Source organism: Bacillus cereus group sp. RP32 (genome assembly GCF_040459735.1).
GTDB classification, from domain to species: Bacteria; Bacillota; Bacilli; order Bacillales; family Bacillaceae_G; genus Bacillus_A; species Bacillus_A wiedmannii.
On sequence record NZ_JARVHO010000001.1, the window covers coordinates 3,401,394 to 3,420,564 of the forward strand.

A 19,171-nucleotide genomic window follows, 5' to 3' on the forward strand; every position below is an offset into this window, starting at 1 on the left:
TATAGCATATTTTAACATGAAAAATTTTAGAAACATAGAAAAAAATTCAAAAACTATTTACAATTTCATGTGTTTTATTACATAGTGATTACAAAAAAAACACCTGCTCGTGAGCAGGTGTTTTTAAAGGATTTCATCTGGGTTTTGAGGATGATGATTTCCCTCTTTCTTTTCATCTTTTTGGAACATCGATTGAATTTTATCAATTGTTTGTGGAGCTAATTCAATCATTTTTTCTGCTAAATGTGTCGCATTTTGTAGATGCAGAATATTTACTCCATCTTTATTCACTACAAGAAATGCTACTGGTGTAATAGAAACACCACCCGCGCTACCGCCACCAAATGCAGGGTTACCGTTCGCTCTTTGGCCATCATTCGTTTGGAAATCAGAACCTCCTGCTCCAAAACCGAACGCTACTTTAGAAACCGTTAACACCACACCACCGTCAGCCGTTTGAACAGGCTCTCCAACAATCGTATTTACATCGACCATTTCTTTTAAATTTTCCATTGCCGCTTTCATTAACCCTTGAATTGGATGATCCACCGTTCATAACCTCCTTTGTCATATCTTTCCTAGTTTTTCCGAAAGTTGGTGAACTAAACATAAAATTTTATATTGATTTCAAAAAATTTAAGTTGTAATATTTAGAAAAGTAAAAAAGAGGTCGATTCGTTATGATGCGAAAGTTAACAAAGAAAGATCATGAACAAGTATTCGATTACCTAAAAGAAGAAGCAGCCCTTAACTTGTTTATTATTGGGGATTTAGAAGCTTTCGGTTATGAAACAGACTTTCAAGAATTATGGGGCGTATTTAAAGAGAATGGAACATTAAAATCGATTTTACTCCGCTTCCATGATGCATTTATACCCTATAGTAAAGAAGAATTTGTTACCATTGATTATGAGGCACTTATTTCCGCCTATAAGCCGCTTAAACTCTCTGGCAAATCAACTATTGTAGAAAAATTTGAAACCGCTCCGAGTATACAACTAGGTGTCAAAAATGAAATGTATTTTTGTGAATGTCTAAATGACAACAACTTACCTATTACGCCTGTCCAAGAAACAATTAAACTTGCCACACTAGATGATGTAAAGCGAATAATGCAATTACGAAGTAATATCGTTGAATTTCCGACTGCTAATGAATCAGAGAAAATATTAAGACAAGCTCTCGAAACAAACACAGGACGTACATACTATATTGAAAAAGACGGCGCTATTATTGCATCCGCCTCTACATCTGCTGAAAATTCATTATCCGCTATGGTAGTTGGCGTATGTACACACCCAAATTATCGCGGGAGTGGATACGCTTCACTCATATTGCAAAAAATGATTCAAGACTTTGCGAAAGAGGGCCGAACACTTTGCTTGTTTTATAATAATCCGGCTGCTGGACGAATTTATAAACGATTAGGGTTTAAAGATATAGGGATGTGGACGATGTATCGATAATAAAAAGCCGATTTGAAATCGGCTTTTTATACATATTGTGCTAATCCAGCTTCAAAGGCTTTTTTATCATTATTTAGTACACCAAACAATGCTTCTTGAAGCGAAAATGGACTTTTATAAAAATACATTCGTTCCTTTACTGCTTCTAAATTAGGATAATGGGCTGAAAATAGTTGTAAAAACTCCTCTCCATAACTAGCTAATTCTATTCGAAGTTTTTGAATACCTTTTTCATATTTCGGAAAACGGAATACTACATTATCATTTACAATTAATACATCATTATTTTGGCCAATTTCATTTATATAAGCTGATCTTATTTGTAATTCAGGACACACTCTTTGTAAATACGAAACATACTCATTTTCTTTTCTCATTCTTTCCCCTCTCCCGTTCAAGCCTATTGTTCTCACTTCAAAGTCATAATTACCTGTCTTTCAACAAAACCAAACTCTTCGTACATCTCTTTCGCAAAATTCCCGGCAAATACATTTAAGCGAATTTCTGAATACTTCTTTTGTAATTCCTTAATACCAGCCCACATTAACTTTCTTGACAACCCTTTTCCGCGGTACTCTGGAAAAACATACAATTCGTATATAAACCCTAGTTTTTCATGAGAAAAATAGTCCGTATTTTCCCCTATTAATATCCATCCCATTACATTGTTTTCTTCTTTAACGACTAAATAATATGCTCCCTTTTCTACAATCGACCTTGTGATTTCAATCGCTTTCTCTATACTTAACTGACAATTTCCCCTCGTGCCTTCAAAAAGTGATTGAGCTGCATACTGTAAGATTTCATTCGTTTCTTCTCGATTCGCCTTTTCTATCATTTTTCACAACTCTCCTCTTTAATAGGCATTAATATTGCTCGTTCAAGTTCCTCCGACTCAATTACAATTGCCATCAATCCCTTTTCCGTACTCGTTTCATGAGATTCGTCCTTCCCCCAAAACACAGCTTGTCCCGCTTCCACCTTCACTTTTTCTTTATCTGCTCCGCATACATATCCTTCTCCGTCCACAATAAGAAGCAGCTGTGATACAACTGCTTCATGATATCCAATTATTCCATTCTCTCGTAAATGCATAGCACCAATATGTACATTTCCTTTATAGTTTAATATTTTTGACATTATGAAATTAGATTGAAATGCTGAGATTTTCTTTCCCACTTTTTCACTAAAATCAAAAATTTTCATTACTAGTCCTCCCTATACGTATAAAACCATCCTTACTGTCTGCATCATATGTCCTTCAAAATCTTCTTCAAATTCCTCTAATTGAGCAAAACCTTTCGCTTCATAAAAACGTTTTCCTTTTTCATTCGCTGCTTCTACATGAATGTATAGTTTCCGAATTCCTTTTAATTCCGTTAACCCTTTTTGTAATAAAGCACTTCCTACCCCTTTCCCTTGCTGATCTGGTAACAAATAAATCGCTCCTAATTCTGCTTCGTTTTGCAATCTAACAGGTGAAAAATTCGCAAAGCCAATTACTTCTCCCTCTTCTTCCGCAACGAATAAATGTGTATTTTCAAGACGATATTTCATTTTTTCATCAGAATAGGCCTCGTCTAAAAATCTGTCTTGAATCTCTCTCGGAATAATGCTTTCGTATGTATCATGCCAAGCTATTTTCGCTACGGATTGTACAGCGTGAATATCTTCTTGCTTCATTTCTCTAATTACATATGTCATCTCGTTGTCTCCATTCTCTTTAACTTATATTCTGCTAATATACTAGAAGAAATGGCAGAACCATTTTCATAATTCACTTTAATTAATTTTAATTTCTCAATTGAAGCTGTTGCATAATCAAATTTTTCATATATATATTCCATTACACTTAAAAACTGATTTGCATGTAACTTATTTGCAATCGTGCAATGCGGAACCCATTTTCCTGGTACATAATATGAATTTAAATTATCATGAAAAGTTTTAAAATTATCATGATAAGAATGATGAAGTTTTAACAATTCATCTGTAATGGTCGGTGCTAAAAAGATCGTTCCATTAGTAGGAAAAACTCCAACAGAAGGAAAATTTATTGCAGCCATATTTTCTTGAACAGCTACAAACTCCTCTAATTTCTTAGTATATAAGTTAACATCTACCTCATTGTAATCAGCTAATGTTATATGAGGTTCTACTCCGGCTAATTGATTTGTGCCAATGATATTTGTTATTTCATTTTGTAATTCTATAATTTTATTAGTAAACACACGATCAAATGTAGCAATAATAGCGTACATACTTTCTCACCCCTTCGTTACATATAACGCTTCCCATTCTTCACGAATCATTCCCATTCGAATAGAATCATAGTACGTCCCGTTATAATAACGACATTTTCGCATCCTACCTTCTAAGCTCATTCCTATTTTCTCCGCTACTTTCATCATTCGTTCATTGCCAGACCAAGTCGTGATTCCTACTCTGCCAATCTCCATCTTTTCAAATAGTAAATCTCGATATAACGTTAACGCCTCTGTACCATAACCACCATTCCAGTAATTTGGATTATAAATAACAAGCCCTATCTCTAACCAACGCGTCGGTTTATATTCCCAATAAAACCCGATTGTCCCTATAATTTGACCGTTATTTTCTATAATTAAATTGGATAGAGGTTCCTCTTTTAAACGAGTTTTCATCTTCTCTTTATAAGACGAGTATTCTTGCATTGAAAACGGAAAATACGGTGCATCCCATTTTTTCCATTCTGGATTTTCTTCTTTAAATACGAGATCCCATAATGTTTTTATATCTGATTCTTCAATTGCACGAATTGTAACTTTATCCCCTTTTACTCTTACGTTTTGCATAATTTCCTCCTACACTCCTCTTTATTTCATATATAATTATAATGTTTTTTCAGAAAAATCAAAACAAATATCAATTATAAAAAGATAATAAAAAAATAGAAGGCTCCATACCTCCTATTTCATCTTTTCTATCTCAACTAAAATACCTTTCTCTATCCAGCCTTCTATTCCATCTCTTTTAACTAAATCATATCCTGAACAGCTTCCATCAATGAGAGAAACAATGTCCCCTTTCCTTACACATATTTGTGCACAAGAAATATCGGTTTTCACTGTGTAATCACCTGACTCAAGCTGCCTAATATATTCATTTTTCACATAAAGTAATGTATTCGCTTCCTTTTGCTTGCATATTGTGTATTCTTGCACCTTCTCCATCGGCTCTATGTAATAATATGGATATGTTACCCCGCCCTGCATTTCTGAATTCGCATTAAAATCTGCTATCACTTCATATTCTGGAAAATAGTCTACATATGTATAAGAAAACATATCACCTGCTGGTTTCCTTTGAATGATAAATGCGTTTAATTGTCCTGCTTCTTTAATCGCATTTCCCCCATCAATCGCAATAATCTTTTTCTCCTCATCAATAACTGGATTGTTAGACGGTGCCTTATCTGAATAGTTTACAACAGGCCAATGACCGACAACTACATACTTATTTGCTCTATGTGATTTATTGAAAAACTCTGGCATTGCTATCGCATTTTTGCGCTCTGTTTCTTTCCAATCTTCTTTATCATCAAGGCCAGCATGTACAAAAATATAATCTTCTGTTTCAATCGCTGTTGGTAATTCTGTTAGCCACTTTATTTCTTTTGAAAAATGACCCATCAATATGTTTTTCACTTCACAAATATCACTTTCTTCATTAACGGTAACACTCAATTCCGCTAGCCACTCATTAAAAATTGTATTCTTTCGCGTACATAAATAATTTATTAGCGCGGGATTTTCATTTACAAGTGCTTCAACTACAACTTCACAATTCCCTTCAATTACATAAACGTTTGGCTTGCTAACTACTAGATCCATCACATAGTTTACGACGCCAATGCTATTTCTTCCTTTCTCACAAAGATCACCATTAATAATTAAATAATCCTCATCTTTAAAATGAACTTTATGTAGTAGTTCCTTAAAAAGATCTAATTCTCCATGAATATCAGAAATAACGATGACTCTTCCATTATTTAGTATAGATAATTTCTTTATTTTTTCCAAGTATAAACGCTCCTAACATTCTCCAAATTCAATATTCCCTTGTTATTTTCTAATATTCGACAAATTATATTACTGGACCTGTTGCTAGCTCAAATCCAGAAAAGAAAAACAGGTTCCATATATTTTTAAACATGGAACCTACTTAGTATTATAGCTCTTTATAAAAAGAATAGCTTACCTTATCATAGCCCTCTCTTTCATAAAAACGATGTGCATCCATTCTTGGAAACGCAGATGTAAGAACAATAGAGCTGCACCCTTTTTCTTTCCCCCATTTTTCTACATATGACAGCAGAACTTTACCATATCCTTTTGATCTGTGTGCTTCCGCAGTTACAAGATCATATACGAAAACATGTTTCTCATTATAAAAATTCGTACAAATCGCTACACCGGCTAGACTCACAACTTCATCCCCTTCATTACGTAGCGAAAACAGTTTATAATTTTCTTCTTTCATTTTTTGAAATAAAGAACTTACTTCTTCTTTTGAAAGTTTTGTTCTTAACTGTTGTAATACAGGAAATACGTCATGTAAATCCGCTTCTGTTACTAATTCTCTAATATTCATTATGATTCTCTCCTTACTATTTATAAAATTTTCTAAATGTTATATCATCATTATAGAAAGCCGCTGTCCTTAGCTTAAGTGACAGTTTTATTCTTTTTTATAAGGCCAGTATGAAAAGGAGCGTCTACGAATGGATTTGACTATCCCATTAGTATTACAAAGTAAAACACCCCTTTACTTACAAATTTATGAATATATGAAACGAGAAATCTCTCATGGATCACTACGTGCCGGGACACGCCTTCCTTCTCACAGAAATTTAGCTATGCAACTTAATGTGAGCCGTATTACAGTGGAATCCGCTTATCAACAATTACTAGCTGAAGGGTATGTAGAAAGCAAACCGAAACGTGGGATTTTTGTTGCAGCAGTTGATATTGATGTCATTCAAAAGAAACAGCAAATTGCGTCAAACAGTGCAAATAATAAAGAAAACGAACAATATGATTATGATTGTAGTCAAGGGCTTATTGATCAAAAAGCTTTTCCGATAACAAACTGGAAAAGAGCATTACACGAAACTTTATTTCAGTATGAAAATGAATTATTTGCTAAAGAAGATCCACAAGGTGAGCTCGTTCTACGAGAACATATTTCAAAGTATTTATATCATGCTCGCGGGGTACATTCTTCACCTAATCAAATTATTATCGGAGCAGGTACGCAGCCTCTTCTTTGGCTACTACTGCAACTACTTGGTCCAAAAAAAGAATACGGAATCGAAAATCCTGGATTTCACCGTATCCCTGCTATGATTCAAAGTTCTGGCCTTCCCGTTCACCCTATCCCTTTAGATGATAAAGGGATTCATATTTCCGCTTTACGTAAATCGGCTTCCAATGTAGCGTATGTCACTCCATCTCACCAATTTCCACTTGGAATCATTATGCCGTTATCTAGAAGACTCGAGTTATTAAAATGGGCGAATGATTGTAAGGGCTATATTATTGAAGATGATTACGACGGGGAATTTCGCTATATAGGAAAACCTATTCCTTCTTTACAAGGGCTAGATGCAAATGAACGTGTTATTTATATGGGAACTTTCTCAAAATCTTTTTTACCTTCTTTACGAATGGGATATATCGTTTTACCACCTCATCTATTAGGAGCTTATCAAGAACTTGGTGGTATGTTTAAACAAACAGTTTCTACGCTGCAACAACTTACCTTTGCCACCTTTATTCAAAATGGTGATTGGGAACGTCATATTAACCGAAGTCGGACGTTATATAAAAGAAAACATATTTCTTTAATTAAATCTATTACAAACGAGATGGGAAATAACGTACATATACTCGGTGAACAATCCGGACTTCATATTGTACTTCACGTTCATAACGGGATGAATGAACAAGAACTTATTCATGCAGCCGCAAAAGAACGTATTAAGTTATACCCTCTCTCCACATACGATTCTGTTCATAATGTAATGGATGAGTCGTATGTATTGCTCGGTTTTGGTAGTATTCCAGAGGATTGTATCGAAACTGTAGTTCAATTACTGAAAAAGGCCTGGTTCCCTAAATAAGAATAGCTCCACGCAAGTTATACTTACGTGGAGCTATTTTCATTCACTATTTTTCTGATCTCGCTGCCCTTCCCGGACGTTTGACACCAGTTGTTTCTGTTGAATAGGAAGCTTCAATGATAGCAGTTGGATCTACAGAGAGAACGAGATCTTTCATTTTTGGATAAATGAAACGGTTTGTAATACAATAAATGATTCTCTTATGTTCTCCTAAAAAACCACCTTCTCCATGTAGATACGTAACGGATAATTGCAATTCTTTCATAAGCAGATCGCCTATTTCTTTATTTTTACCAGAAATAATCATAACGCTCTTTCCTTGATTAATACCATCTAATATGAAATCAATCATCTTTGTAACAATATAGAAAATCGCTAATGAGAACATCGCTTGCTCGATTGAAAATAAAATCGCTACAAATGTGAAAATAACAGCATTTACCGCAAGTAAAAATGTACTAATCGGTACTTTAAAGTGTTTGTTCATCCAAACTGCTAACATTTCTGACCCGTCTATCGCTCCACCCATTTTAACAACAATCCCAACACCAATTCCAAACAATACTCCGCCATAAAGTACAATTAATAGTTCAGAAGTCGTAATCGCTGGAAATGGTTTTAAATAAATTAATCCGAGTGTTGTAACTACATTTGCATAAGATGTACGGATGAAGAACTTCTTCCCCATTACTTTTGCGGTAAATAGCAGGATAGGAATATTAAGTCCTAAAAACACTCCGTACAGCGGTAATCCAGCAACTTTATTTGCCATAATAGCAATGGCCGTTACCCCACCATCTACTAATCCATTAGGTGCTAAAATAAGCTCTAATGAACCCGCTACAATAATCGATCCAATTGTTAATAATACGTATTCAAATACTCTTTTCATTCATTACCCCCAAAACTTATGTATTTTCTTAGTATTATTTTAACGTAATTTAACTACTAATTCAAAGATATGAGTTTATATACACAAAAGTTTCACCTTTACAGTGATTTTTTATGTAATTTATTTATAGAAACACACTTACATATTACAGTAAGTGTGCTCCAAACATTTATTTAAGTTTTGAGTATGAATTCATTTTCATTTTTAATATTTCATCAACTGCCCTTTTATACCCACCAGCATTTCGAAGTGACTCTCCAACTTTACGACTATTTTCCTTAAACGTTACATCATACGTTACTTTCTCTACAGCTTCACGTAACGATTCAGAAGTTAATTCTTTACGATTAAGCCTTATTCCAGCTCCTACTTCACTCACTCGTTTCGCAACTAAAGGCTGATCTCCTGTTACTGGAATTACAACTAACGGGACACCGTAATATAGTGCTTCGCTCGAACTATTCATACCACCGTGTGTCACGAATACATCAGCATGCTGTAATACTTCTAATTGCGGTACATAATTAAACAACTTAAAGTTATTCGGAATGTTTTCAAATTGACTTATATTTATCTTCTTACCAACAACTATTATGACTGTCGCTTCTACATCTTTAAACGCTTCAAAACATTTTTCATATAGCTCAGGTTGTTCATTAAAAACTGTTCCCATAGAAATGAAAATCAATTTTTTATCTTTTAAATCTATCATAGGAAAGTTGCCTACTTCTTTACGCGTAGCAATTGATGGGCCGACGAACTTATACGATTCATCGAATACATCTGAACGCGGCTGGTATTCTTTTGAAGTATATACGATAGTAATATCACCAGGATGATTCATAATATCATACATACTATTACATTTCATTCCATACTGCCTATTCCATTTTTCCATTCCCGCTAAACAAGATTGATATAATGGATTCGTTTCGTCTACTTGTCTTGATTCTTGTTCATCATGAAAAGTAATGTACTGATTAAAAGCAAATGTTGTACAAGAAGAAACGCTAGGTAATTTTAAAACATTGGCTATTATACGTCCTACGGGAAAATGATTATCGTATATTAAGTAATCGTACTTTTCCCCTTTTGTTTCTTCTACAATTTGAGTCACAATACGCTCTGATGCTTCAATCATATGAGATAGCATCGTCAGAGGACTCCCACCTTCATTTACTCGTTCCATAATATTAATTTGAGAGAGGAAATTCTCAAACACTCGGAGTTCTGCACCGGTTGCTTCAATCTTCTTTCTATAATCTTCAATACAATACGAAACAACTGTCTCCCCTCGCCGAATTAACTCACTTACAATAGCTAAAGTCGGATTTATATGACCTTCTCCAGGGAAATTTATTACGAGTACATTTGCCATCATATTCTCTCCTATCTAATATTATTAATAATTAATTATATTAATTAATTTAAAACTATTATAAAGGAATCTATTCTACTTCTTTATATTTTTCTCTTCATTTTATTATTGAGAAATATTTTTCATAACCAACTTTATAATACTTATAAAAGAACGCTTAACTCTTCATTTACTGAAAATAAGAGATTTACATTCGGGTGTTTTTACAGATTTATCATCAGAAATATTATTTTGATAATTCATACAAAAGTAGAAAAATATAATTTTCACACTGATTTCTTACTATAAATTTATTTAAGTTCTATGTTGTCCTCATCATTATCCACTTGGAACATATTCTGTTATATAATGAATTTATAGAATTTACAGAAAAAGAAGTAACTTCATGCTACAACAACTATTCACTTCAACTATTTTATCTATTCAAGCTTTACACCCAGGTTATGAAGACCATGCAAGCGATGTGTTTCTCGTCCGAACGGAAGATGCAGAAGTCATCGTTCGTTCTTCTAAAATGAATGAAGAACCAAATAATGATTTTTGGTGGGGATGTAAAAACCTATTTGGAATTGATCCAAGGAACGTACATCATTTAGAAGCTGTACATACATTGCTGCAAGAACATACTAATCTTCTTATCCCAGCAATATTAGAAAAACATATTTTAAATGGTCGTGAATTCGTTGTAGCCGAAAAGTTAGTAGGTAACACAGTTCAATCTTTTATCGGGCAACCAGATTCTATTTTATTCAGTCTAGGAAAAGGGCTTGCAGAAATACATACATTTAAAGCCGATTACATAGGAAATGTGTCAGATTCCTTCCAAATTACACTAGATGAATTCCAATCACACATTTTAAATGTGAGTAAAGCGCTTGTGAATATGTTTTATTCCGATAATGAAAGCATACAAAATGCATTTCCTACTTTTGAATCACAACTTTCTTCCTTGCCAGCACCAAAGGACTCAACGCTCGTTTTAATTGATATGGACCCTACTCAGTTTTTATCAGATGGTTCAACTATTACAGGTTTAGTAGATACAGAAGCCTATGCAGTTGCTCCCCGGGAGTTTGATTTTATCGGCTTAGAATATGTGCTTACAGAAAAAGAAGCTCATGCTTTTAAACAAGGTTACGAAACCATTATGCCCATTCCCCGTCTTGAAGAATGTAGACATCTCTATCGATATTTGTACCGATTATTATCTGTTCAGGGCAGCGTGGAGTTAGAAAAGTGGCTAAGTCATCCAGTCTATTTTTAAATACGAATGAGAGGGATTATGAAATGAATATTGAACAAAAGAAATCTTTAACAGCAAATGCAATTCAGCAAATGAAAGATTTAGCTCATATTTGCGGGGAATACGATCAAATTGATTATTCGTCAGATTTACATATAAACTTTTTAACTGCTCGTACTAATAAAGAGATAAATGATTTTCTACTTTATGACGATACTCAATTAATCGGTGCATTAAGTATGTATGACTTTGAAAGACCGACAAAACTGGAGTTAATAGGGTTTGTTCATCCGAACTATAGGAAACAACATATAGGCACTACTCTTTTACAAGCTGCAATAAAAGAAATACGAATAAGAGAGGCAGATGAAGCTCTTCTTATTATGAATGGAGATTCTATTTCCGGGAAAGAATTTGCAAAACATATGAAGTTACCTTATTTATATAGTGAATATAGTATGGAGTTCAAAAAACACCAAAGAATACTATACAGTTCCCTCTTGCCTCTTCAGAATCACTTCTTGATCTTATTGAAATTTCCAGTAAAGCTTTTGGAGATTCAGCAGAAAATACCGCTACATGGTTACAAAAGATGATAAATTCACCTTCCCATCAAGTTTACTGTGCTCTTATCGATGAAAAAATAGTAGGAACGATCACAGTTTCTAAGCAAGAGCAATCTACTACACTATCAGGATTCGCCGTCCATCCTTCTTATCAAGGTAAAGGATATGGTAAAGATATTCTTAGTTATATGGTACATACCCTTATTACAAAAGGAATTTCAACAATTGAATTAGACGTCGAAACGAAAAATAACGACGCTTTAAAACTATATACACAATGTGGTTTTGAAATGAAAAAGAAGCATGACTATTATAATCTAATGAATCTTGAGGTGAATACATATGTGTAAAAAACTAATTTATTCTGATTATGATATTTTCGCATCCATTTATAATAAACATTGGGGGCATTATGCTGAACACTCCTATCTACTTTTGGAAAAACTCGTTTTACAATATGCACCACCACATTCTCATATTTTAGATCTTTGCTGCGGGACTGGTCACCTTACTAAGAAATTAATTGATAATACTTTTTTAGTAACTGGTATAGATGGTTCTGCTCAAATGATTGAATACGCACGTCAAAACGCGCCAGACGCAACCTTTATCATCGATGATGCTCGTTATTTCAATATAAATGAGCAATTTCACTATGTTATCTCTACTGGCGATAGCTTAAACCATATTTTAAAATTAGATGAATTAAAAAATGTTTTTCATAATGTTTACTCCGTATTACATAGCGAAGGTACATTCGTATTTGATATGAATATGGAGAAAGGTTTTCTTGAAAATTGGATTGCTTCATTTCATATTTCAGCGGAAGAATATGTATGTACGATTGATTCTACATATGATAACGAAAATAAAAAAGCAGAAATGAACTTTATACTATTTCAACATGATATAGATAATAATTGGAAAAGAAGTGACTTTACTTTTGAAGAAGCTTGTTATTCCAATGAAGAAATAATATCTTTGTTGAAATCCGTTGGTTTTAAGAATATTCAACTACACGGTACAAATAGAGCATTTTTCATTTGTCAAAAATAAAAAAACTGAATCATATCGATTCAGTTTTTTCTTAGTATATTTACGACAGCAGTCGTTTCATTATTTTCTTTATAAACTCGCGGGATTCTTCTGTCTAACATACATGTAACTTCATAGTTAATTGTACCTAACATATCCGCTACTTCTTCTACCGCAATTTCTTCTTCGCCTTGTTTACCATAGAATACTACTTCGTCCCCAACTTGTACTGGCATTGCTTTTGAAACGTCTAACATGAGCTGATCCATACAAACACGACCAATAACAGGTACTCGAACTCCATTTATTAATGCATGCCCTTTATTAGATAACTGACGATTATAGCCATCAGCATAACCAATTGGTACAGTTGCAATCCATTCTTCACCAGTCGTTACATACGTATTCCCATAACTTACACCGCGATTCTTCTTCGCATGTTTAATATGAGCTACTTTTGATTTTAACGACAACGCAGGCTGTAAAGAAACGACTACATGATCTACCTCTTTTGAAGGATACATTCCATATATTCCAATACCTACCCGGACCATATTTTGAAATGTATTGCTAAGCTCCATTGAACCTGCACTATTTGAACTATGAATATATGGAATATGAATTCCTAATTCTTTTGCTGCATTGACAGCTTTCTCAAATAAACTTGTTTGCATATTCGTATATGATTTATCAATTTCATCTGCCGTAGAGTAATGTGTAAACATTCCTACTACCTCTACATACTCCATACGGTTTAATTCTTCTAAAAATGGTTTAACCTCTTCTTCTTGTAAACCGATACGACTCATTCCTGTATCAATTTTCACTTGAATTTGCGCTTTCTTTTGAAGACGGTTTGCGATTTCATTTATACCTTGTAAATCTTCACTTCTATAAACAGTCATCATAACGTCATATTGAATTGCCTCTTCCGCCGCTGCTACTGATGTATAACCTAAAATTAAAATCGGCACGTTAATTCCTGCTTCTCTTAACTCTATCGCTTCATCTACAAATGCAACTGCAAGCTGATTTATTCCTACTTCAATAGCAGCTTTCGCAACTTCAACCGCCCCGTGGCCATAACCATTTGCTTTTACAGCAGCCATCATTGCAATATTTTCATCATTCACACGCTTTTTAAATTCTTTTACATTATGTTTTACTGCATTTAAGTCAACTTCAATAATTGTATCTCTTCCATATTTCAAACTCATTGGTCTAACTCCTAACTCAATAATTGCATTCCATTCTATTTCACGTTTCATATGACCTTTTACAATATAATACTTTTCAATATGCTAGTCAAACTACTAGAATTTTCGGAATTTTGAGTATGATATAATACTCTTAAGAAACTATTATATACGGAGAAGAGGAGAATTACAATGTTTGTACAATCTGCATTGCATCAACTACAAGTTGCTGTTGATACTTCTATTCAAATGCTTAACCAATATAATGAAGCCGATTTAAAAATACAGCCCATTCACGCAAAGCGATCTCTATTTGAAATGTGTGCACATCTTTCTCTTATTTGCCATGCAGATCTACTCATTTTAAATGGTGTTACGGAAAAACAACTACACACTTTCTATAAAGAACAAACACCCGAAACAATTACGCAAATGCAACAAACGATGATACAGGGCTACGATTTACTTTCTAAAACTTTTTTATTCTATTCCAATGAACAATTAGCAGAAATTAAGACTACTTATTGGGGTATTTCTTATTCACGCTTTGAATGGTTGCTTGAAATTGTTGCACACTTTTATCATCATCGTGGGCAAATTCATATTTTATTGTGCGAGCACATTAAAGATCCTAACATACCTTTATTCCAATAAAGGTATGTTAGACGACATGAAGCTTCTCTAAAGCAAATAAAATACCACCTTCACTCGCCTTCTTTGTAACGAAATCAGCTTTTGTTTTTAGTACTTCTCCGCCATTCCCCATCGCAATTCCTAATCCTACATATTGCAACATCTCAATATCGTTTCCACCATCACCAAAAGCAATTGCTTCTGATTTACAAATGTTTAAGTGATCCAATACTTTTTGAATTGCGGTGAGCTTCGATACTTTATTATCTTCCAATACATTTATGACATAACCATGAAATCCGTCGAATGTAAGCATTGGATATTTTTCAATAAATTTTTGAGATTCTATTTCATCCGCATACAGACATAAACAATAGATTTCTTCAGACAAATCCTTGCTTTTTTCAGGGTACTCCCCTAAATTTAACGTCTCGCTAAGCGCTTGCATTACACGCTCATTATCTGAGGCTATTCCGTTCATTGTAAAACCCTCAGTAAAATAAGAAACGCCGTGACCATGTAATTCTGCAAACTCTGAGATATCATGAACGATTTCACTGGAAAGTACTGATTTATGTATAACTGATTCCTCACACTTAATATGTGCACCATTTGCAGAAATAAACGTATTTATGCCTAGTTCCTTAAATTGCGAACATAAGCTATATGGTCTCCCTGTTGTAACAACTACGTGAATTCCTTTATCTATTAATCTTTGTATCGCTTCTTTTGTACTTTCGTGCATACTTCTATCAATCTCACTTAAAAGCGTACCGTCAACATCAAAAAACACTACTTTGTACACGGGTCTTTACATCCCGTCCAAATGATTCGTATCATTAATGAAATGCACCGTTTTTTGTTCGCCATCAATTTCAATTAAGCTTATTCCCGTATCTCCCATTTTAAAATAATAGTCCATTGAAATGGGCATTTTGAAAAACGCACGTAATAGACTATTTATTACACCACCGTGTGCAACGATTGCTATCCGTTCATAAGTATTCTCTGTCACGATTTTAGAAAAGATTCCTTCTATTCTCATTCTAAATTCAATAAATGATTCCCCATTTTCAAAACGGTCATGAAGAAACTTTGGCTCTGGATATTTCTTTGCTTCTTCAAAAGATAAGCCTGCTTGCACTCCGTTATTAAACTCCATTAATTCCTCTTCTAGTTGAATTGGGCATCCAATTCCTTCAGCTAACGTTTCACCAGTTTCACGAGCACGCTTTAATGTACTTGCCCAAATGAAATCTGGTGGAAAATCAGCTTTCACTTTCTGTACAAGCCTTTGCACTTGCTGTCTTCCCTTTTCTGTTAATTCAAAGTCAGCTCGTCCTTCATGTACGTTTAAGATATCAGCTTCGGATTCACCGTGACGTATTAATAATATTTGCAATTGTTTCCCACTCCCTTGTTTAATATCCACAAAATTCCATTATATCATATTTTAAATTTTCTTTAACAAAAATATATTACTTTGACAGTTTTTTAACCGTCTAGTAAACGTGTTATTCCACTTAACAATTCCAAACACTCTAAACTTATAATTCTTTGAAAAGTGACAAACAAAAAAGCCCTATCCATAATGGCAAAGGACTAATATTTTTTATCCTACTCAAAAATAAAAAGAGAAATGGCATCCCATTTCTCTTTTTCACTCTTATTGTTCTTTTGGTGTATCTGAAGAAGGCAATTTCTTCGCTTGTTTTTCTTTAAAGATTTCTCCAATTGCTCCGAGAGTACCAAGTGTTTCAATTGCATTAGACGGAATAAAGACTTTATTTGCTGGTCCTTTCGCAACCTCAATCAATGATTCAAATGATTTATAAGCAAGTACGCGTTCATCTAAATCTGCTGCACGAAGTAATTCAATTCGATTTTGTTCTGCTTTTGCAATTTCCTCAATCGCTCTTGCTTCCCCTTGTGCTTCTAGTTCTTTTGCTTCCTTTATACCTTCAGCTTCTCGAATACGTGCTTCTTTATCCCCTTCAGCCATTAAGATTTTACTTTGCTTTTCACCTTCAGCACGAAGGACTTTATCTTGTTTTGCAGCTTCAGCTTCTAAAATGATCGCACGTTTATTACGTTCTGCTTTCATTTGTTTTTCCATCGATGCTTGCACATCTTTTGGCGGATTAATATCAACAACTTCAACACGCTCAATGCGAACGCCCCATTTTTCTGTTGCTTCATCAAGCGCTAAGCGAATTTCTGTTGAAATTTTTTCACGACCAGATAACGTTTCATCCAGTTCCATTTTACCAATGATTTGACGCATCGTTGCAGAAGTAATATTACGAACACCATATTCATAGTTCGAAATACCATATGTCGCAAGTTCTGGTTCCACAATTTGATAGAAAATGATTGTATCAATTTCTACTTGTACATTATCTTTCGTAATTACCTTCTGTGGTGGTACATTCGTTTGTTGAATACGTAAGTCATGATATACACGAACACGGTCTACAATTGGTATTAATAAATTTAATCCCGGCTCCATAATACGCTGAAACTTACCAAATCTTTCAACGACTCCAACTTTTTGCTGTGGAATAATTTTAATTGTTAATGCGATAAATGTAACAACGATTAGTGCGAAAATAATCGTTAATGTTAATGCTACTGCCATATTTATTCACTCTCCTTTTTTACTTGTAATATAGTACTATGCCTCTTTATAACAATAACTTTTTCTCCAACATCAATTGGATCATCTGCAATAGCTGTCCAAGTATCTCCATCCACCTTCACAATACCATTTGCTTCATTTGTAATCGCTTGCATAACAATTCCTTTTTTACCGACAAGCAAATCTACTGTATCAGTAAAACCTTTTGCTTCTCGAAAGTTTTTTGAAATTCTTTTCGTAAAGAAAGTCAATGTTAAACTTACAATCGCACCAGCAACAACTTGTAGCAGTAGTGCTTCAGGGGCAAACAAAGCAATTAGACCTCCGACAACAGCTCCAATTCCAAGCCAAAGCATATAAAACGTAATCGACAACAGTTCCGCAATAAATAAAATACCAGCTATTATAAACCAAATTACCCAAGCAGCCATATGCAACCCTCGCTTTCTTTCTCATTTTCTATATGTATATGAAGAAAAGAATGGTTTATCCGCCCTTTCTTATACCGGGGCATTTACTACAAGCTATTGTACATATTCACTGTTATAAAAAGTATCAATAAAATACTATATTAATATATTCTTCATTATACATGACATTTCCTTTCAAAAAATGACAAAAAATTAAATTCTTTCACAATTCCAACTTTCAAATTATAATTATTCTAACTATTGGAATGTTTTTCCTCAGGAAGGTTGTGTACTTATTGCAAAATCGTTCACTAATTTACTATTTAGGCTCTAAAATATGCATTACTCTCGCTGACATCGTATACATCATGATTATTACAACTCATATGTATATCACAACGAAATCAGCTACATTAACCGCGCTTTTTCCATTAGTACAAGTCATAACTAATCTTATAGCAAATACATCTGCACCACTTATCATGAATCGTTTTTCATCTTATTCCTTACTTTTCACACTACAATGGACAAAAACTGTTCTATTATTTTTATTAATGATATTATTCCCAGCCCTTTCCTCAAACGTTGTAACACTATTCATTTTCATTTTTTTCATTTCTTTATGTAGCGGCTGGAGCGCACCGTTATTATACGGTATCCTTCCTCGCCTTACACGAAAAGAACAATTAGTAAAAGTAAATAGTATTTTTTCCTTTTCCACACAAATTGCGCAAGCCGCTGCTTATTCATTTACAAGTGTTATAGTTCTTCTTATCGGTGCTACTTCTACACTCATGATGAATAACATTTTGATGATTTTTGGGTGTGTTGCACTACACGTTTCATTACGTTCCATACATACTGAACGAGTAATTGAACCTTCTTCTTCAAAAGGCGCTGCTTTACTGGAAGGTTGGAAACTCTTATTTCAGAACCCCTCTCTCCGTACCGTTACATGTATGGACTTAATTGAGACTTTCGCAGGGACGATATGGATCGGCGCTATTACAATGGCTTATGTAACAACTGTCCTTCATAAAGGAGAAGAATGGTGGGGATATATTAACACAAGTTATTATGTGGGGACGTTAATTGGCGGGATATTAGCGTGGAAAATGAGTACATACATTCAAAACAATTTAATACGCTCCATGGCGATAGGCTCTCTTATGTTTAGTATTCTTACATTTTTATATGGTATGACAAGTAGCGGGTTTATTGCGCTTTTTCTATGCGTTCTAATGGGGCCATGTTATCAAATTAGAGATATTTCTCAAACGACGGTTTTACAATCCAGCGTCGCTCCTTCTTTATTATCCAAAATGTATACAGCACACGGCGCACTTCTTTCAACAGCTTCTGGTCTTTCTATGCTTAGCGTTGGCATTATTACCGACCTGTTCGGTGTTCGTACTATTTATATTCTCGCTTCTATCCTTATATTGTGCTCTGCTTGTTTATCATTTAACTTATTAAAATATGATAAAACAGAGAAAAAAGATATTTCACTTTAATGAACAAAATAAATAGGACAGGGATTCCTGTCCTATT

Annotated in this window: 22 protein-coding genes and 1 pseudogene; 7 read left to right on the top strand and 16 right to left on the bottom strand. The window is 34.1% G+C overall.

Translation table 11 applies throughout. From position 1 onward, the window contains the following. Positions 1–123: 123 nt before the first annotated feature. Complete coding sequence (ytfJ, locus tag QCI46_RS17470; RefSeq protein ID WP_000349987.1) at positions 124–549, bottom strand: GerW family sporulation protein; 426 nt, start codon at positions 547–549, stop codon at positions 124–126. 131 nt (positions 550–680) lie between these two features. Here ytfJ and QCI46_RS17475 point away from each other — a divergent pair, with 131 nt between their 5' ends. Further along, the gene (locus QCI46_RS17475; RefSeq protein WP_353840997.1) at positions 681–1,466 is read left to right on the top strand and encodes a GNAT family N-acetyltransferase; all 786 of its coding nucleotides are present in this window, start codon (positions 681–683) and stop codon (positions 1,464–1,466) included. Between the two features lie 26 nt (positions 1,467–1,492). Here QCI46_RS17475 and QCI46_RS17480 read toward each other — a convergent pair whose 3' ends face one another. The 8 genes from QCI46_RS17480 to QCI46_RS17515 form a co-directional block, all read right to left on the bottom strand. Then, positions 1,493–1,843, bottom strand: coding sequence for a hypothetical protein (locus QCI46_RS17480; RefSeq protein ID WP_353840998.1), 351 nt, complete (start codon positions 1,841–1,843; stop codon positions 1,493–1,495). Between the two features lie 32 nt (positions 1,844–1,875). Continuing rightward, entirely contained in the window at positions 1,876–2,304 is a 429-nt protein-coding gene (locus QCI46_RS17485; RefSeq protein ID WP_353840999.1) for a GNAT family N-acetyltransferase, read from the bottom strand. Then, the gene (locus tag QCI46_RS17490; RefSeq protein ID WP_353841000.1) at positions 2,301–2,672 is read right to left on the bottom strand and encodes a cupin domain-containing protein; all 372 of its coding nucleotides are present in this window, start codon (positions 2,670–2,672) and stop codon (positions 2,301–2,303) included. The genes QCI46_RS17485 and QCI46_RS17490 overlap by 4 nt, the downstream gene beginning before the upstream one ends. Before the next feature lie 12 nt (positions 2,673–2,684). After that, positions 2,685–3,170, bottom strand: a complete 486-nt coding sequence (locus QCI46_RS17495) for a GNAT family N-acetyltransferase (protein ID WP_087982712.1) — start codon at positions 3,168–3,170, stop codon at positions 2,685–2,687. Then, positions 3,167–3,727 carry a 2'-5' RNA ligase family protein gene (locus QCI46_RS17500; RefSeq protein ID WP_088063135.1) on the bottom strand — a complete coding sequence of 187 codons (561 nt, stop codon included), beginning with the start codon at positions 3,725–3,727 and terminating at the stop codon, positions 3,167–3,169. Before QCI46_RS17500 ends, QCI46_RS17495 begins: the two co-directional genes overlap by 4 nt. 6 nt (positions 3,728–3,733) lie before the next feature. After that, complete coding sequence (locus QCI46_RS17505) at positions 3,734–4,300, bottom strand: GNAT family N-acetyltransferase (RefSeq protein ID WP_097889438.1); 567 nt, start codon at positions 4,298–4,300, stop codon at positions 3,734–3,736. Between the two features lie 114 nt (positions 4,301–4,414). After that, complete coding sequence (locus tag QCI46_RS17510; protein ID WP_353841001.1) at positions 4,415–5,527, bottom strand: metallophosphoesterase; 1,113 nt, start codon at positions 5,525–5,527, stop codon at positions 4,415–4,417. A gap of 148 nt (positions 5,528–5,675) precedes the next feature. Then, complete coding sequence (locus QCI46_RS17515) at positions 5,676–6,098, bottom strand: GNAT family N-acetyltransferase (RefSeq protein ID WP_353841002.1); 423 nt, start codon at positions 6,096–6,098, stop codon at positions 5,676–5,678. A gap of 130 nt (positions 6,099–6,228) precedes the next feature. Here QCI46_RS17515 and pdxR point away from each other — a divergent pair, with 130 nt between their 5' ends. After that, positions 6,229–7,629 (top strand): MocR-like pyridoxine biosynthesis transcription factor PdxR, encoded by a 1,401-nt coding sequence (gene pdxR / locus QCI46_RS17520; RefSeq protein WP_353841003.1) that lies wholly within the window; start codon positions 6,229–6,231, stop codon positions 7,627–7,629. A gap of 46 nt (positions 7,630–7,675) precedes the next feature. Here pdxR and QCI46_RS17525 read toward each other — a convergent pair whose 3' ends face one another. Beyond that, the gene (locus QCI46_RS17525; RefSeq protein WP_000831975.1) at positions 7,676–8,521 is read right to left on the bottom strand and encodes a YitT family protein; all 846 of its coding nucleotides are present in this window, start codon (positions 8,519–8,521) and stop codon (positions 7,676–7,678) included. 169 nt (positions 8,522–8,690) lie between these two features. Further along, entirely contained in the window at positions 8,691–9,899 is a 1,209-nt protein-coding gene (locus tag QCI46_RS17530) for a macrolide family glycosyltransferase (protein ID WP_353841893.1), read from the bottom strand. 385 nt (positions 9,900–10,284) lie between these two features. On the opposite strand from QCI46_RS17530, the gene QCI46_RS17535 reads away from it, so the two are divergent. The 3 genes and pseudogenes from QCI46_RS17535 (at position 10,285) to QCI46_RS17545 (ending at position 12,764) form a co-directional block, all read left to right on the top strand. Further along, positions 10,285–11,163 carry a nitrate reductase gene (locus QCI46_RS17535; RefSeq protein ID WP_353841004.1) on the top strand — a complete coding sequence of 293 codons (879 nt, stop codon included), beginning with the start codon at positions 10,285–10,287 and terminating at the stop codon, positions 11,161–11,163. A gap of 23 nt (positions 11,164–11,186) precedes the next feature. After that, positions 11,187–12,058, top strand: a pseudogene (locus tag QCI46_RS17540) (GNAT family N-acetyltransferase). After that, positions 12,051–12,764 carry a class I SAM-dependent methyltransferase gene (locus tag QCI46_RS17545; protein WP_353841005.1) on the top strand — a complete coding sequence of 238 codons (714 nt, stop codon included), beginning with the start codon at positions 12,051–12,053 and terminating at the stop codon, positions 12,762–12,764. The pseudogene QCI46_RS17540 and the gene QCI46_RS17545 overlap by 8 nt, the downstream one beginning before the upstream one ends. A 20-nt stretch (positions 12,765–12,784) precedes the next feature. On the opposite strand, the gene alr is transcribed toward QCI46_RS17545, so the two are convergent. Further along, positions 12,785–13,960 carry an alanine racemase gene (alr, locus tag QCI46_RS17550; RefSeq protein ID WP_098095488.1) on the bottom strand — a complete coding sequence of 392 codons (1,176 nt, stop codon included), beginning with the start codon at positions 13,958–13,960 and terminating at the stop codon, positions 12,785–12,787. Between the two features lie 171 nt (positions 13,961–14,131). Here alr and QCI46_RS17555 point away from each other — a divergent pair, with 171 nt between their 5' ends. Further along, entirely contained in the window at positions 14,132–14,593 is a 462-nt protein-coding gene (locus tag QCI46_RS17555) for a DinB family protein (protein WP_353841006.1), read from the top strand. A gap of 7 nt (positions 14,594–14,600) precedes the next feature. Here QCI46_RS17555 and QCI46_RS17560 read toward each other — a convergent pair whose 3' ends face one another. The 4 genes from QCI46_RS17560 to QCI46_RS17575 form a co-directional block, all read right to left on the bottom strand. Continuing rightward, complete coding sequence (locus QCI46_RS17560; protein ID WP_353841007.1) at positions 14,601–15,377, bottom strand: Cof-type HAD-IIB family hydrolase; 777 nt, start codon at positions 15,375–15,377, stop codon at positions 14,601–14,603. Positions 15,378–15,383: 6 nt separating this feature from the next. Beyond that, positions 15,384–15,974: a histidine phosphatase family protein gene (locus QCI46_RS17565; RefSeq protein ID WP_033656322.1), complete on the bottom strand. Its 591-nt coding sequence runs from the start codon at positions 15,972–15,974 to the stop codon at positions 15,384–15,386. Between the two features lie 264 nt (positions 15,975–16,238). Next, entirely contained in the window at positions 16,239–17,210 is a 972-nt protein-coding gene (locus QCI46_RS17570) for an SPFH domain-containing protein (RefSeq protein WP_000257391.1), read from the bottom strand. A 2-nt stretch (positions 17,211–17,212) separates the two neighbouring features. Next, complete coding sequence (locus QCI46_RS17575; protein ID WP_048543089.1) at positions 17,213–17,641, bottom strand: NfeD family protein; 429 nt, start codon at positions 17,639–17,641, stop codon at positions 17,213–17,215. Between the two features lie 275 nt (positions 17,642–17,916). On the opposite strand from QCI46_RS17575, the gene QCI46_RS17580 reads away from it, so the two are divergent. Further along, positions 17,917–19,134, top strand: a complete 1,218-nt coding sequence (locus QCI46_RS17580; RefSeq protein WP_353841008.1) for an MFS transporter — start codon at positions 17,917–17,919, stop codon at positions 19,132–19,134. Positions 19,135–19,171: the final 37 nt, after the last annotated feature.

Excerpts from the sequence above, each read along its gene's own strand:
- QCI46_RS17525 (WP_000831975.1), bottom strand. The coding sequence starts at position 8,521 with ATGAAAAGAGTATTTGAATACGTATTATTAACAATTGGATCGATTATT.
- pdxR (WP_353841003.1), top strand. The coding sequence starts at position 6,229 with ATGGATTTGACTATCCCATTAGTATTACAAAGTAAAACACCCCTTTAC.
- QCI46_RS17485 (WP_353840999.1), bottom strand. The coding sequence starts at position 2,304 with ATGATAGAAAAGGCGAATCGAGAAGAAACGAATGAAATCTTACAGTAT.
- QCI46_RS17500 (WP_088063135.1), bottom strand. The coding sequence starts at position 3,727 with ATGTACGCTATTATTGCTACATTTGATCGTGTGTTTACTAATAAAATT.
- QCI46_RS17480 (WP_353840998.1), bottom strand. The coding sequence starts at position 1,843 with ATGAGAAAAGAAAATGAGTATGTTTCGTATTTACAAAGAGTGTGTCCT.
- QCI46_RS17545 (WP_353841005.1), top strand. The coding sequence starts at position 12,051 with ATGTGTAAAAAACTAATTTATTCTGATTATGATATTTTCGCATCCATT.
- QCI46_RS17505 (WP_097889438.1), bottom strand. The coding sequence starts at position 4,300 with ATGCAAAACGTAAGAGTAAAAGGGGATAAAGTTACAATTCGTGCAATT.
- QCI46_RS17490 (WP_353841000.1), bottom strand. The coding sequence starts at position 2,672 with ATGAAAATTTTTGATTTTAGTGAAAAAGTGGGAAAGAAAATCTCAGCA.
- QCI46_RS17575 (WP_048543089.1), bottom strand. The coding sequence starts at position 17,641 with ATGGCTGCTTGGGTAATTTGGTTTATAATAGCTGGTATTTTATTTATT.
- QCI46_RS17475 (WP_353840997.1), top strand. The coding sequence starts at position 681 with ATGATGCGAAAGTTAACAAAGAAAGATCATGAACAAGTATTCGATTAC.
- QCI46_RS17515 (WP_353841002.1), bottom strand. The coding sequence starts at position 6,098 with ATGAATATTAGAGAATTAGTAACAGAAGCGGATTTACATGACGTATTT.
- QCI46_RS17530 (WP_353841893.1), bottom strand. The coding sequence starts at position 9,899 with ATGGCAAATGTACTCGTAATAAATTTCCCTGGAGAAGGTCATATAAAT.
- alr (WP_098095488.1), bottom strand. The coding sequence starts at position 13,960 with ATGAGTTTGAAATATGGAAGAGATACAATTATTGAAGTTGACTTAAAT.
- QCI46_RS17570 (WP_000257391.1), bottom strand. The coding sequence starts at position 17,210 with ATGGCAGTAGCATTAACATTAACGATTATTTTCGCACTAATCGTTGTT.
- QCI46_RS17535 (WP_353841004.1), top strand. The coding sequence starts at position 10,285 with ATGCTACAACAACTATTCACTTCAACTATTTTATCTATTCAAGCTTTA.
- QCI46_RS17495 (WP_087982712.1), bottom strand. The coding sequence starts at position 3,170 with ATGACATATGTAATTAGAGAAATGAAGCAAGAAGATATTCACGCTGTA.
- QCI46_RS17555 (WP_353841006.1), top strand. The coding sequence starts at position 14,132 with ATGTTTGTACAATCTGCATTGCATCAACTACAAGTTGCTGTTGATACT.